Origin of the sequence: Noviherbaspirillum sedimenti (genome assembly GCF_003590835.1) — a bacterium.
Lineage (GTDB): Bacteria > Pseudomonadota > Gammaproteobacteria > Burkholderiales > Burkholderiaceae_D > Paucimonas > Paucimonas sedimenti.
Genome location: NZ_QYUQ01000002.1, coordinates 1735978 through 1749866, shown reverse-complemented (window position 1 = coordinate 1749866; position 13889 = coordinate 1735978). Strand labels below are relative to the sequence as shown.

Genomic DNA, 13889 nt, shown 5'->3' with positions numbered 1-13889 from the left:
ATCGCATCAATCGCATCAATCGCATCAGGGCTGCAGCACGTACTTGCCGGGTGCATCATAGAGAGTCTTGCCGAATGGGGGCGGCGCGATGTGCTTGCCGGAGTGCTTGCGCAACCAGCGTTCCCATTCCGGCCACCATGAGCCTTCCTGGCGTGGCGTCCGGGCTTGCCAGATATCCGGATCGACATACGGATCATGATGCTGGCTGGTCGCCACCTGATAGCTGCGGCGTGGCTGCCCCGGCGGCGACACCACGCCGGCGTTGTGGCCGCCAGTGGTCAGCAGGAAAGTGACTTCGGTATCGGCCAGCAAATGGATCTTGAAGGTCGAGCGCCAAGGGGCGACATGGTCAGTGAGCGTGCCGACCAAAAAAATCGGTGCGCGGATATCGGTCAAGGCGACCGGCTGGTCATCGACGCAATAGCCGCCTTCGGCGAGTTCATTGTCAAGGAAGAGCTTGCGCAGGTACTCGGAATGCATGCGGAAAGGCATGCGGGTGGCATCGACATTCCAGGCCATCAGATCGTTTTCAGGCTCCGACCGCCCCAGCAAGTACTGGTTCAGCCGGCGCGACCAGATCAGGTCGTTCGAGCGCAACAGCTGGAAGGCACCGGCCATCTGTTTGGTGTCAAGATAGCCCTGGTCCCACATGATTGCCTCAAGCAGCGTAATCTGGCTTTCGTCGATGAACAGCGACAGTTCGCCGGGTTCCTTGAAATCGACTTGCGAAGCGAACAGCGTCATGCTGGCCAGCCGCCGGTCATGGTGGCGCGCCATGGCAGCTGCGGCAATCGACAATAGCGTACCACCGAGGCAATAGCCGACCGCATTGATATGCGATGCGCCGGTCTGTTCGAGCACCGCTTCCAGGGCGTCCATGACACCCAGCTTGCGGTAATCCTCCAGCGACATGTCGCGGTCCGAGGCCAGCGGGTTTTTCCAGGAAATCATGAACACGGTATAGCCCTGGTCGAGCAGATATTTGACCAGGGAATTTTTGGGCGACAGGTCGAGAATGTAATATTTCATGATCCATGCCGGCACGAACAATATCGGCGTTTCGTGCACGGTCTCGGTGGTCGGCTGGTAGCGGATCAGCTCGATCAGGCGGTTGCGGAATACCACCTTGCCTGGCGTGACGGCAAGGTTCTTGCCGACCTTGAAGCTCGACCGGTCTTGCGGATGGGTATCGTTGATCGTGTGTTCCAGATCCTTCATGGCATTCTGCATTCCCGCCACCAGATTGCGCCCGCCAGTCTGCAGGGTTTCGTGCAGGACGACCGGATTGGTCAGCAAGAAATTCGATGGCGAGTACATGTCGAGAATCTGGCGCACCATGAAATTGACCACTTCTTCGTGGTGCAGCGAAACACCGGAAACATCGGTGGTGGCGCGATGCCACCATTGCTGTGTCAGAAGAAATCCTTGGGAAATGACATTGAAGGGCCAGCGGCGCCAGGCCGGGTCGGCAAAACGTTTGTCCTGGGGTAGCGGGACTACCGAGGTTTGCTCGGCATGCGGGTCGTCCTGGGCCACTTCCAGCTCGTATTCGTTCCAGCGCCAGATTTTTCGCGCCGCTTCGGTCAATAATTCCTGTTGCTTGGATGGCGAGCACTGGACGTGCACCAGCCAGTCGACGTAGGCCATCCAGATCGACATCGGCGAGACATTCGCGGTCAGCTTGCCGATCCCGGCCTTGAGCATGCGGTCAAGATTGGCGGCGGGGGGCTGGTTATACGGCTCGTGGTAAAAGGGAAAGTCGCGGTGCAGGGTGCCAAGCCAAGGGCTGGCCATGCGCTCTACGCCGGCTGGAACGGTTTGCTTGTCCATGGCGATGGGTCTTTCCTGAAGTGATTATGTACACCTTAGACAAGACGCGAGATTCCGTGTTTGCGCTGTATCAGCCTTCCTTGCGTACGGAGTTTTCGGGAATGCAATCTTCGATGCAACACAGGCTGGCATGAAAAAACCCGCCCGGCGAGCGCGCGGGCGGGTTTTGGCGGGAAAGGAACATCAGTCCTTTTTCAGGCATTCCTTCATGAAAGCCTTGCGTTCATCGCCTTTTTTTCCGGTCGCATTCTGGTTGCAGGTCTTCATTTTTTCCTGCTGCGCGGTGCGGCCGTCGGCAGGCGCCGCAGGTTTGGCGCTCAGGCACTGTTTCATGAAAGCCTTGCGCGAGTCGCCTTTTTTGTCGCCAGCTTCCTTATTGCAGGTAGTCATTTTGCTTTGTTGCGCAGTCGGCTTTGGCTCAGTTTGAGCGGTTTGCGCGTGGACGGCCTGCAGGGCGAGCGGGGCAGTCAGTGCGAGCAAGACGAGCAGTTTTTTCATGCACTTCTCCAGGAATTGGTCAGGGGAACTTCGCGTAAACGGAACAAGGCTTGAAGCTGCTTGTATTACAGCATAAAGTTGCAAATCAGTGCGAATTTTCATTGACAGAGAGAAAGCCGGCGTTGTGAAGGCGGCAGCTCAGTCCGGATCGTTCCAGGCGTCGCGCGGGGCATGCGCTATATAGGCAGGATCGTGATAATAGACGTTATCGAGTTCTTTCATGGTCACGCCATCTTCCGTGGCGCACCAGACCAGATAAAAGCTGGCCAAGGCAAGCAGCAGGATAACCAGTACCGTCACGAAAAAAAGCATCCGACCCCCGTTATTATTGCAGTGGCTGATTGTAGATCGAATTTGGTTCTTGGTGGAATGATTTTTAAGGGGCGTTGGATTGCTCTGCGGGACGGATTTTTTGTGCAATGCGCCAATAAATTGACGAGGGACGACGGGATTCATCCGATGGTGTGTCCTGGAGGCGTTAGTCCGGCGAATTCAAATGGTCCTTTCTGTCCTATGTGAGGACGATCAAACGGCAGGGCGCGCCGAGGCGAAAAGTGTCATCGTGCCGGCTTTCGGGCATAGCACGTTTCACGATGCGCAGGCGCGTCAGGAGGTCACGCAATTCGTGCGGCGCTTGCTGGACAATCCATGAGCACAGGCATGACAGGCGCAGGTTTATCTATTGATTAGTCGCAACGATTAATTGCCGTTCGGTTTTATCCTTTCCGTGGGGACTTTGTTCTGCGAATCGGGAGAATGGCAATGCTAAATGAACTGGTAATCAATGAACCCGGCCTTGATGGCGTGGCGTTCACGCTCGCGGAAGGTTTTTCACGTCGCAAATGCATCGTGCTGCGGCAAGCCTTGTATCTACTTTCCGAGGATGCTGATCCGCAGGACCTGGCGGCGATCTACCGGCGCAATGAATATCGCATCCAGCAAGTGGCGCGGCGCCTGCTCAACGCCGGCCAGACCGACATGCCGCTGGTGATCGGTCCCTGGTCATTCCGACCGCACGCCGCCTGAATGTTGAGTGTACGGCGAGGGCATAGCGGGAATTTTGCCAGTGCGGCGGCGATCCTTTAAACTGTCCCCCGGATGACGGACGCGTTTGCGCTCACGGCGCATGCCAGGCAATGGCCGCGTGGCCGCATTCCTTTCGCTTCGCCACGCCAGGGAGTCTTGACGCAAACATGTCTGCCGCGCCTTTCATTACCCGCAAGAGTTTCCTGTGGAGCGCCGCCGCGACGCTGGCTTTGCTGGCGCTGGCATTGGCGCTGGCATTGGCGCTGCTGGTCGAACGTCTGGAAATCGCGCCGCGTAGTCTGGGGCCGTACCTCGAACGCCGCGCCGAGGGCCACAATCCGCTTATCGCCGGCTTCGGCAGCTGGGCCGGGCGTACGTTGGTCGCACTTGATCGCGGCGATCAGCTTCCCTTCGCGCTGCCGGCGCTGACGCTTGGCGCCCAGCCTGTGCCGGCTGCGACAGTCAATGCCGCCATCCCGCAGGCAGTCCAGGCGAGGCAGGTGGTATTTGTCGATTCCGCCGCTGCCGCCCGCACTGCGATACAGGCGGCGCGCCCCGGCAATGTGATCACTTTCCTGCCCGGCAGCTACCATTTCAGCGACAGAACCATCGTTGCCAGCCAGCCTGGCAGTTCCGCCATGCCGATTACGGTGCGCGCGCAGCAGCCGGGCACGGTCACCCTGCTGTTTGGCCTGAGCGAAGGCTTCAAGGTGTCCGCGCCTTACTGGGTGTTTGAAAACCTGACGATCCAGGGCGTATGCCGGCAACATGGTGATTGCGAACATGCTTTTCATGTCGTCTCGCAGGCATCCCATTTCATTGCGCGCAATAACGTGATCACCGATTTCAATGCGCATTTCAAGATCAATGGCGAAGGCAATATTTACCCGGATCATGGCGTCATTGAAGCCAATACCCTGAGCAATGCCAGTGTGCGCCAGACCGCCAACCCGGTCACCCCGATCGACCTGGTCGGCGCCAGCGACTGGCGCATTCGCGGCAACCTGATCAGCGACTTCATCAAGGGGGAAGGCAACCGCGTCAGCTATGGCGCATTTGCCAAGGGCGCGGGCAGTGGCAACCGTTTCGAGCGCAACATCATCCTGTGCGAACGCGCCTTGCGCGGTGCGCCCGGCCAGCGCGTCGGCTTGTCGCTGGGCGGCGGCGGCACCGGCAGCGATTATTGCCGCGATCGTCGTTGCCTTACCGAGCATGATGGCGGCAGCATTGACGGCAACCTGATCGCTTCCTGTTCCGACGATGGCATTTACCTCAACCGCGCCTCCGCCAGCAAGGTGGCGCATAACACGCTGCTCGACACCGCCGGGATCACGGTGCGTTTTGCCGTCAGTAGCGCCGATATCGAGGGTAACCTGGTCGACGGCCTGATTCGCAGCCGCGATGATGGCGTGGTGCGCGCCGTCGATAATCTCACGGGCGCCATGGCCGCCAGCTACCTGGGATGGCATACGGCACGCGCGCTGTACCGGCAGCCGGCGACGCTTGATCTGGCCTGGCGCACGGCGCCACCTCGGCGCGATGCCGGCAAAACCCAGGCAAGTGACCTGTGCGGGCGGAATCGGCCGGCGCAACCAGTCTATGGGGCGTTCGAGGATTTTGCGGATTGCCTGGGGTTTCCCGGCGCTGCACGCACAATTGCGCCGCTCGCCGTGGGGATGCGCTGACTTGTTCACATGAATCGTGCACAAGCTTGTGGATAAGTATAGAAGAAATTTCCTAAGTGAATGATTTTAAAGACGTATTTCCTGCTGGTAAAAAATAGGGCAAAGCCTGCTTAACGGACTTTTTCAAGCAGCAGGTGGGTTTGTAATTCACTCAGCGCATGAAACGCTTGTTGCCAGGAATCCCGCAATTCCTGCAGCGATTCGGCCATCATGGCAAAGGCAATACTGGCTGCCTGCTGCGGCGACGCGCTTGCTGCCCGCGCCGCCTCGATGCGCCCCAGCAGCAATTCCAGGCTGGCGCGCCGTGCCGCCGGCGCCGCGTCCAATGCTTCCTGTAGCAAGTGACAGCGCAGCGCCTCGAAAGCTTGCGGGTCGTGCTGGTGCAGCGTCACCAGCATGTCAAAATCCGGGATGGCGGTAGGAAGCGGCATGGCATGGCCTCTACAATCTTTGAGATTGCTTTGACAATAATATGCCATGCGTAATGGAGTTTGTGTCGCATCAATTCAACTGCCGGCAGGATAGGGTGCCGCGCAAAGGAAGTTTGTCTGGTGCCTTTGGATATGCCACGATGACTTGCTTTAGCCGGCTTGAATCAGCACTGTTGAGTCAGCACTGGCAACCAAAAATCATGCGGCGTTGCCTGGCGTGCTCATTGTCTTCATACATTGCTTCTCTGCATTCCGTGCTGCAATAGTTACGGTGGATGTACAAGGGTTTATTGCAATACCAGCAATGAGATTTCACAACGCGCTCCTCCAGTTCAGCGCCGCTTTCGCGGGAAATCAGGTGCCGATCCGGATTGTTGCCGGGATGTGATGCCGTGATTTGCATTTCCGCTCCTCAATTTTGAATCAATGCACGATTTGCAATTGATTGATCAAGATTAATTCCGGAGTGGCAGAAGACTATGAGAAAAATCAAAGGAACAGATGGGAAGCAACGAATGCGAAGGACTTTGATGGCACCAATATTCGACAGCCAATTGGGAGCGCGGGGGATGCGGGCCGAAAATCCCATTACGTGAGGCGGCACCGACCCATACAAATGTTGCAAACTGGCATCTGTTTGCGAAAAATTAATACATTTTGAATTTTCCAGGAATACAATAAATCAACGTTTTTTTACAGGTGGTATTTTATGGAAGCGAATGATTCCCTATTTGACCGGCGCTGGAATAAGCTGCAAGCGGCAAAAAGCCACACCAGAAAAATTGCAATTACCTTGATGGGGCTTGCCTTGACATCCCTGATCGTGGCAATCACGGACGCTTGAAGCTTGGCGGCACACGCGCCGCCGCGCAATTTGATATTGCCTAGGGCTTGTCGGCTTCTTTTGTCGTCGATCTGTTGCGCAATTCTTCGCGGATTGCTTGCGCTTCCTTGCCGACTTTTTCAAGCTGTTCGATTAATTGCGGGATGTCGTCGGGATGGACCGTGATGATGGCCACTTCCTGGTTGTAGTTTTCCTGCTTCATGCGAACGTGTCCCAGACGTCCGGTGGAAACTTCGACAGAATCTCTTAATTCAAAAATGGTGTTGCTCATGATGCATATCCGGGGCGACCTTGGTCGGATTGCCTATTTTACTGTAAATACCAACAGGAAATCGTTGTAATCCGGATGTTGCGCATTCAAAAAAAATGTGGGCAGCAAAGCAGGGCGGGGCAAGCCGGAAGCAGACTTGCCTGATTTTTCATCGGTCATGAAAAATCTTTTTAAAACAAGTGCTTAGCTTATCTGTTCGGCACTTGTCCACAGTATTGTCCACGATTCGTGTGAGTAATCCACAGGCGGTTTCACCAGCCAGGCAATGCTCGTCTATACGGCGACCGGCGCCTTGATGGCGGCGTGCGACTGGTAGCCGACAATTTCGAAATCCTCAAACTTGTAGTCGAAGATCGACGCCGGCTTGCGCCGGATGTTCAAGCTTGGCAGCGGGAAGCTGGTGCGCGAAAGTTGCTCGGCGACCTGGTCCATGTGGTTCGAATAAATATGGCAGTCGCCGCCGGTCCAGACGAAGTCGCCCACTTCCAGGCCGGCCTGCTGCGCCATCATATGGGTGAGCAGGGCGTAGGAAGCGATGTTGAAAGGCACGCCGAGGAAAATGTCGGCGCTGCGCTGGTACAGCTGGCAAGACAGCTTGCCGTCAGCGACATAGAACTGGAAGAAGGCGTGGCAGGGCGGCAGCTTCATCTGCGGGATGTCGGCCACGTTCCATGCCGAGACGATCATGCGGCGCGAATCAGGATTGTGTTTGATCTGCTCCAGGACCTGGGCGATCTGGTCGATGTGCTGGCCGTTGGGCGCTGGCCAGGAGCGCCACTGGTAGCCGTAGATCGGCCCCAGGTTGCCTTCGGCATCGGCCCACTCGTCCCAGATCGAGACGCCATTGTCTTTCAGGTATCTGGTGTTGGTCGAGCCGGCCAGGAACCAGATCAATTCATGGATGATCGACTTCAGGTGCAGCTTCTTGGTGGTGACCAGCGGGAAGCCTTCCTGCAGATTGAAGCGCATCTGATAGCCGAACACCGAACGGGTGCCGGTGCCGGTGCGGTCGGTTTTTTCGGTGCCATGTTGCTGGACATGGCGCATGAAGTCGAGGTATTGGCGCATGGGTGCTTCTTGGTGACTTGGGTCTTGGTCGGAGGGCGATGCCCGTCATTTTAACTGATGATGCGCGCGTCTTTTATCCGTGGCCGAATTGCAGCGCAGCCAGGCTGGCATACAGGCCACCCTGCACCACCAGTTGCGCGTGCGTGCCGGATTCGACAATCCGGCCGTGTTCCATCACCAGAATGCGGTCGGCGCGCTGCACGGTGGCCAGGCGGTGGGCAATCACGAGCGTGGTACGACCCTGCATGGCTGCTTCCAGCGCGGCCTGCACCAGGCGCTCGGATTCGGCGTCGAGCGCGCTGGTGGCTTCGTCCAGCAACAGCAGCGGCGGATTTTTCAGCAGCGCGCGGGCGATCGCGATGCGCTGGCGCTGGCCGCCGGACAGGCGCACGCCGCGCTCGCCCAGGAACGACTTGTAGCCTTGCGGCAGGCGCTCGATGAATTCGTGCGCGGCCGCCATTTTCGCGGCGGCGATCACTTCTTCGTCGCTGGCGCCGGGGCGGCCATAGCGGATGTTTTCCAGCGCATCGGCGGAAAAGATCACGGTATCCTGCGGCACGATGCCGATTGCACTGCGCAAGTCTTGCAGGTCGAGCCGGCGGATATCGATGCCGTCTAGCGTGATCTGCCCCTGTTGCGGGTCGTAAAAGCGCAGCAGCAGCTGGAACAGGGTGGTCTTGCCGGCACCGGAAGGGCCGACAATGGCCACCGTTTCGCCTGGCGCGACCGTCAGCGACAGTTGCGACAATGCCGGCGTTTGCGGCCGCGACGGATAGCAGAAGTCCACTGCGGCGAGGGTGAGCGCGGCGCCGCCGGCGGCGCGTTGCGGCAAGGCGTGCGGATGCGCGGGCGTCTGGATCGGCGAGCTGAGCGTCAGCAGTTCCAGCAGGCGCTCGGTGGCGCCGGCGGCGCGCTGCGCTTCTCCCAGCACTTCGGCGAGGGCGCCGATGGCGCCGGCGACGATGACCGCATACAGGATGAACTGGCCCAGCTCGCCCGCAGTCATGCTGCCCTCAAGCACGGCTTGCGCACCCAGCCACAGCACGAACACGATGGCGCCGAATACCAGCAGGATCGCCAGCGCCGTCAGCTGCGAGCGGGCGCGGATGCGCGCGGTGGCGGTGGCGAAGGCGCGTTCGACCGTGACGCCGAAGCGCTGCGATTCCCGCCTTTCCTGCGTAAAGGCTTGCACGGTCGGCATGGCGTTGAGGATTTCGCCGGCCAGCGCAGAAGCGTCGGCGATGCGGTCTTGCGAATCGCGCGATAGCTTGCGCACGCGCCGGCCGAACAGGATGATCGGCAGCACCACCAGCGCCAGCAGCACCAGGATCAGGGCGGACAATTTGACGCTGGTAACGAACAGCAACGCCATGCCGCCAACCAGCAGCAGGGCATTGCGCAGGGCCATCGAAATGCTGGTGCCGACCAGCGCCTGGATCAAAGTGGTGTCGGTGGTCAGGCGCGACAGCACTTCGCCGGTTTGCGCGGTTTCGAAAAATTGCGGGCTTTGCTCGACCACGTGCCGGTACACGGCGCTGCGCAAATCGGCGGTGACGCGTTCGCCCAGCCAGGACACCATGTAAAAGCGCGCGGCGGTGGCCAGCGCCAGGATGCCGGCAACGCCGAACAGCCCGAGGAAATAGCGGTCAATATGAGCGGCGCTGGCAGCACCCGCAGCGCCGGCGGCGCCAAAGCCGAGGTCGATCATCTGGCGGAAGGCGTAGGGGATGGCCAGGGTGGCGCCGGCCGCCACCAGCAGGGCGACGCCGGCAAGGAGGAAGCGGCGCAGGTAGGGGCGCAGGAAGGGCAGCAACGCGCCCAGGGTGGCGAGGCTGCCTTTGGCGCGCGGAGTGGATGTCGTCATAGTTTCAGCGGCTTTACGTAGCCGGTCAGTTCAAGGTAACCGTGTCCGGCCGGGTGGCCGTTGCGGCGGATGGTGACGGCGCCTTCCCAGTAAACTGCGCCGGTGGACTGGCGCGAATCGAGTTCCTGGTCGTCCTGTAGCGGCGACAATTGCCATGCATGGGGACCGATTGTAATCGTTTGGGCCACCGGATAGCTGGCATCGGTGCGCGGCGAGCGCCAGCGGCGTACCGGAGCAAAGCTGACCTGGTCGGCACCGAATTGCGTGACGCGGCCGCTGGCATCGCGCAGGGCCGCATGCGCCCACAATTTCTTGCCATCCTTTGCGCGGATCTGGAAGGCCATCAGGGCGCCGCCATCGTCGAGGTTGGCGCCCAGCCAGTCCCAGCCAGCGGCGTTTTCATCCAGCACGCTGGTGGACCATTCATGGTCGAGCCAGGCCGTGCCGCTGACCGCTTGCGCCTGGCTGCCACGATTTGCGTCACGATTTGCGTCTCGATTTGCGCCGCGGCTGACGCTGCCGCTCACTTGCAGTTGCGGCTGGCTGTAATAGTAACTGGCCTGTTCCGGGCGCGGCCCTTTGCGGGAAAAGCCACGCTCGCCTTGCAGCATGGGAGGCTGTCGTGGCACCAGTTGCAGGTCCAGGGAGAAATCGCGCGCGGCGATGCTGGCGTGGTAACGGCCGTCCTGGCTGCGCTGCAGACGCCAGCTGTCAATTTTTACATCGGTGTCGCCTGGTTTTGCGTAGGCCAAGCCGAAACCTTCGCGGGCGCTTTTCTGGTCGTGCAAGAGTTTGCCATGTTCAGGATCGGACAGGGCGGCATGTGCGATGACCAGTTGCTTCGGCGCGAAGCCACTCGGATTGGTGCGGTCGTGATCGGTGGCCGAGCGGAAGAAAGTGATCTGGAAGCCGAGCGGTTTCCCCTGCGGTGTTTCAAGCCAGCCAGTGACGTACCACCATTCGGTACGAAATTCCGGGTGGGCGCCGTGATCGCGCGGGAAGGCCAGGACCTGGCCCGGCAACACCGGCGCCAGCGCGGGCGGGGCGGCGAGTACCATGGTGGCGCTGAATGTCACCAATGCCACGAATGCTGCCAATGTTGCCAATGTTGCCAATGCTGCACATGCCGCGCGCGCCAGTCTGTTGATTGTTGCTCGCATCACCAATCCTCCCTGACCGCGCGTACCGCATTGCCGGACACGGCATGGCGGCCGGCGGCCACCGCTGTGAGCGTTGCCGCGGCCAGCAGGACGGCCGCGACGCTTGCCAGCAATTTCCACGGCATATGAAGTTGCATGCTCCAGTGGAAGGATTGCGGGTTGACGACATGCACCAGGATCAGGCTGATGGCAAATCCCAGCGCAAAGCCGGCGGCAATGCCGATGCCGGTCAATAAAAAGCCTTCGATGGCGAGGATGCCGAGTATCTGGCGGCGGGTCACGCCGATATGGCGCAGCATGCCGAATTCGCGGGCGCGTGCGATGGTTTGCGCGGAAAAGGTGGTGGCCACGCCAAACAGGCCGATCAGTACCGCTACTGCTTCCAGCAGGTAGGTGACTGCGAAACTGCGGTCGAAGATTTTCAGGCTGGCAGCGCGGATTTCGCCGGGCTGGGAAAACTCCAGTGCGGGTCCGAAAGGCAGTCGCCGCAAGGTCTCGATGATCTCTGTCGGCACACTGTCCGGGCGCAGCCACAGCGCGGCATTGTCGGCCAGCAGGTCGCCGCTCAGGCGCCGGTAATCATCCTGCCGCATCTGGATGGCGCCGAACTGGCGCACATAGTCGCGCCACACGCCGGCCACGATGCAATCCTGCTGGCGACCGCCGAGCGGCAGGCGGATGCGCGAACCAGGTCGATAGCCGTAGAGATCGAGCATGGCTTCCGACACCCACACAGGCACCACGTCAGGCGGGATGGCTGGCGGCGGCAGGCTGTCGCCCACCAGCGCCAGCGTCTTGCCCGGGTCATGGATGTCGATCGGGCGGGCGATCAGCGCCACCGTCGGACGGCCCGGATCCAGCGTCAGCTGCGTCATGCGCAGGTAATCGGCGCGGGCGATGCCGGGCGCTGCGGCGATCGCAGCTTGCTCGGCCGGGGCGAAGCCGTCGGTGCTGCCGGCGCCAGCGGTCTGCGCATACAGGTCCGCCGGCAAGACCCGCAACAGCCAGTCATCCACCGAGACGCGGAAACTGGCCACCATGATTGCCATCGCCACCATCAGGCTGAAGCTGGACAAGACGCCGCCCAGCGCAATCGATGCCTGGTTGGGGGCGTTGGCCAGGCGCGCCAGTCCGAGCGTGGCGGCCACGCTGGCGCTGGCGCCTTTCCGGGTGGCGAATGCCGACAGGGCGCCGAAGGCCAGCGCCGCCAGGCGCGGCATCAGTGCAATGCCGCCGACCAGCAGCAACGCCACCGCCAGGTAGCCGAATACCGGCAAGCCGGCCAGCGGCGGCAGGCGGGTGAATAGCGCCCCCAGCAGAAGGCAGGCCAGCGCCGGCCATGGCGTCGCCAGCCTCGACAGGGCGCTTTCCTCGCTGCCGGGTTTCAAGGCTTGCGCGGGCTGCGCGCGGGCCGCTTCCCATGCCGGGGCGGCGCTGCCGAGCACGGCGACGCCGGTGCCGAGCAGGAAAAACACCAGGGCGGCGCCGGGCGCGAATTGCACGCTCGGCTGCACGCCGGGAAAGTAGCCGCCGCCGAGGTCGCCACCGAAAAAATGCAGGGCGGCGGCAGCGGCCGCGTGGCCGCCTGCCAGTCCCAGCAGGGCGCCTGCGGTGCCGAGCAGGGCGCCTTCGGCCAGCAGTTGCAGCAGTAATTGGCGGCGCGTCATGCCGAGCACACGCAGCAGCGCCAGCTGGCTGCGGCGGCGGATGACGGCCTGCGCCTGGCTGGAAAACACCAGGAAGGCGCCGGTAAACAGGGCCACCAGCGCCAGCACGTTGAGGTTGACGCGGTAGGCGCGCGACATGCTGGCGATGCGCGTTTGCTGTTCTTGCGGTTCGCCGACGAGCGCGCGGCCCTGCAGCTGCTGCGCCAGTTGCCGTTGCAAGGCCGCACGCGGCACGCCGTCCCGCAGTTTCAGGTCGATGCGCGACAACTGCCCGAGGTGGTGCAGGCGCCATTGCAGCGCGCCGATGTCCATGACGGCAAGGCGCTGGCCGGGACGCGCGCCAGTCAGGGTGCCGGCGATGCGCAAGCTTACCGTACCGGTGCCGGCGCGCAGCTGCAGCTGCTGGCCAGGCTGGCGCTGCAGCCATTGCAGCGCCGCCGGCGACAGGAAGATGGCGTCGTCGGCCAGGGTGTCGGTACGATTGTCTTCGAGCACGGTGCCGACCAGTTCGGGAGTGATTGCCGCCGCGCGAAAGACGTCGATGCCGATGATTTTCAGCGGTCTGGTCTGGCCGGGCAGGGCCGCGTCGACCTCCAGAACCGGACTGGCCAGCGCCACCGAGGGATGCTCTGCCAGCGGCGGATAGAGCGTTTCGTCGAACCAGCTTTGTGTGCCGCGCACCTGCAGGTCGGCCTGGCCGGACAGGGTTTGCACCGCGGCCGAGAATTCATTGAGGGCGGCGCTGTTGATCAGATGGATGGCAAAGCCGAGCGCCACGCCGACGGCGATGGCAAGGATGGCGATACCGCTGCGCAGCGGATGGGCGCGCCATTCGCCGGCCAGCAGCCAGTGCAGCAAGCGTCGCAGGGAGGTAGTGCGCGCTGGCGTTGGCATGTCAGGCCGGGCGCAAGCCGTCCCGGCTCAGCACCAGCACGCGGTCGGCGCTGGCAGCCGCCGCCGGCGAATGGGTGACCAGGATGGCGCTGGCCTGGTTGGCCTTGATTTCGGCGCGCAGCAATTGCTGGATGCCGTGCGCAGTCTCCGGGTCGAGATTGCCGGTCGGCTCATCCGCGAGGATGAGCCGGGGCTGGTGCACCAGTGCGCGGGCGATCGCCACGCGCTGCAATTCGCCGCCCGACAGCTGGCGCGGGAAATCCGCGCCGCGCCCGTCCAGGCCGACTGCTGCCAGCATCTGCGCGGCGCGCGCCTGCGGCATGCCGTTCAACAGCAGCGGCAGGGCGATGTTCTGCAGCAGGTTCAGGTGCGGCAGGATGTGGAAAGCCTGGAAGATGAAGCCGAATTTTTCGCGGCGCAGACGGGTCGTGGCATCGTCGTCCAGCGTGGAAATCGCCACGCCATCGACCACGACATCGCCTGAGTCCGGCGTATCCAGGCCGGCGATGATATTCAGCAAGGTCGACTTGCCGACGCCGGATTCGCCCATGATGGCGACGTATTCGCCGGGCGCCAGGCGCCAGGACAGGTCGGACAACACCTGGCGTCCGTTCGCGTAAGCCTTGCTGAGGTGGCGCAGTTCCAGCATGG

Annotated in this window: 16 protein-coding genes; 4 read left to right on the top strand and 12 right to left on the bottom strand. The window is 61.5% G+C overall.

From position 1 onward, the window contains the following. Positions 1-24: 24 nt before the first annotated feature. The 3 genes from D3878_RS08210 to D3878_RS23750 form a co-directional block, all read right to left on the bottom strand. Complete coding sequence (locus D3878_RS08210) at positions 25-1830, bottom strand: PHA/PHB synthase family protein (protein ID WP_199688117.1); 1806 nt, start codon at positions 1828-1830, stop codon at positions 25-27. Between the two features lie 183 nt (positions 1831-2013). Next, the gene (locus D3878_RS08205; protein ID WP_119785018.1) at positions 2014-2328 is read right to left on the bottom strand and encodes a PsiF family protein; all 315 of its coding nucleotides are present in this window, start codon (positions 2326-2328) and stop codon (positions 2014-2016) included. A 138-nt stretch (positions 2329-2466) separates the two neighbouring features. Next, entirely contained in the window at positions 2467-2628 is a 162-nt protein-coding gene (locus D3878_RS23750) for a hypothetical protein (protein ID WP_158592215.1), read from the bottom strand. A gap of 196 nt (positions 2629-2824) precedes the next feature. Between D3878_RS23750 and D3878_RS24305 the strand changes: the two genes are divergently transcribed. The 3 genes from D3878_RS24305 (at position 2825) to D3878_RS08195 (ending at position 5039) form a co-directional block, all read left to right on the top strand. After that, positions 2825-2980 carry a hypothetical protein gene (locus D3878_RS24305; protein WP_233556272.1) on the top strand — a complete coding sequence of 52 codons (156 nt, stop codon included), beginning with the start codon at positions 2825-2827 and terminating at the stop codon, positions 2978-2980. Between the two features lie 110 nt (positions 2981-3090). Next, positions 3091-3354 carry a DUF1488 family protein gene (locus D3878_RS08200; RefSeq protein WP_158592214.1) on the top strand — a complete coding sequence of 88 codons (264 nt, stop codon included), beginning with the start codon at positions 3091-3093 and terminating at the stop codon, positions 3352-3354. A gap of 167 nt (positions 3355-3521) precedes the next feature. Further along, positions 3522-5039 (top strand): right-handed parallel beta-helix repeat-containing protein, encoded by a 1518-nt coding sequence (locus D3878_RS08195; protein ID WP_119785016.1) that lies wholly within the window; start codon positions 3522-3524, stop codon positions 5037-5039. Between the two features lie 110 nt (positions 5040-5149). Here D3878_RS08195 and D3878_RS08190 read toward each other — a convergent pair whose 3' ends face one another. Both D3878_RS08190 and D3878_RS23460 read right to left on the bottom strand, forming a co-directional pair. Next, the gene (locus D3878_RS08190) at positions 5150-5470 is read right to left on the bottom strand and encodes a DUF3135 domain-containing protein (protein ID WP_158592213.1); all 321 of its coding nucleotides are present in this window, start codon (positions 5468-5470) and stop codon (positions 5150-5152) included. A 178-nt stretch (positions 5471-5648) separates the two neighbouring features. Further along, positions 5649-5873, bottom strand: coding sequence for a DUF2116 family Zn-ribbon domain-containing protein (locus D3878_RS23460; RefSeq protein WP_147383909.1), 225 nt, complete (start codon positions 5871-5873; stop codon positions 5649-5651). Positions 5874-6179: 306 nt separating this feature from the next. Between D3878_RS23460 and D3878_RS24620 the strand changes: the two genes are divergently transcribed. Next, complete coding sequence (locus D3878_RS24620) at positions 6180-6314, top strand: hypothetical protein (protein WP_274381904.1); 135 nt, start codon at positions 6180-6182, stop codon at positions 6312-6314. Between the two features lie 40 nt (positions 6315-6354). On the opposite strand, the gene D3878_RS08175 is transcribed toward D3878_RS24620, so the two are convergent. The 7 genes from D3878_RS08175 to D3878_RS08150 form a co-directional block, all read right to left on the bottom strand. After that, positions 6355-6585, bottom strand: coding sequence for a hypothetical protein (locus D3878_RS08175; protein ID WP_119785012.1), 231 nt, complete (start codon positions 6583-6585; stop codon positions 6355-6357). Positions 6586-6618: 33 nt separating this feature from the next. Then, positions 6619-6744 carry a hypothetical protein gene (locus D3878_RS24615; RefSeq protein WP_274381903.1) on the bottom strand — a complete coding sequence of 42 codons (126 nt, stop codon included), beginning with the start codon at positions 6742-6744 and terminating at the stop codon, positions 6619-6621. A gap of 114 nt (positions 6745-6858) precedes the next feature. Next, positions 6859-7653, bottom strand: coding sequence for a thymidylate synthase (locus tag D3878_RS08170; RefSeq protein WP_119785011.1), 795 nt, complete (start codon positions 7651-7653; stop codon positions 6859-6861). Positions 7654-7726: 73 nt separating this feature from the next. Continuing rightward, complete coding sequence (locus D3878_RS08165; protein ID WP_119785010.1) at positions 7727-9517, bottom strand: ABC transporter transmembrane domain-containing protein; 1791 nt, start codon at positions 9515-9517, stop codon at positions 7727-7729. Beyond that, positions 9514-10575, bottom strand: a complete 1062-nt coding sequence (locus D3878_RS08160; RefSeq protein WP_233556466.1) for a lipocalin-like domain-containing protein — start codon at positions 10573-10575, stop codon at positions 9514-9516. The genes D3878_RS08165 and D3878_RS08160 overlap by 4 nt, the downstream gene beginning before the upstream one ends. A gap of 101 nt (positions 10576-10676) precedes the next feature. Continuing rightward, positions 10677-13238: an ABC transporter permease gene (locus D3878_RS08155; RefSeq protein WP_119785008.1), complete on the bottom strand. Its 2562-nt coding sequence runs from the start codon at positions 13236-13238 to the stop codon at positions 10677-10679. Position 13239: 1 nt separating this feature from the next. After that, positions 13240-13887, bottom strand: coding sequence for an ABC transporter ATP-binding protein (locus D3878_RS08150; RefSeq protein ID WP_119785007.1), 648 nt, complete (start codon positions 13885-13887; stop codon positions 13240-13242). Positions 13888-13889 lie beyond the last annotated feature (2 nt).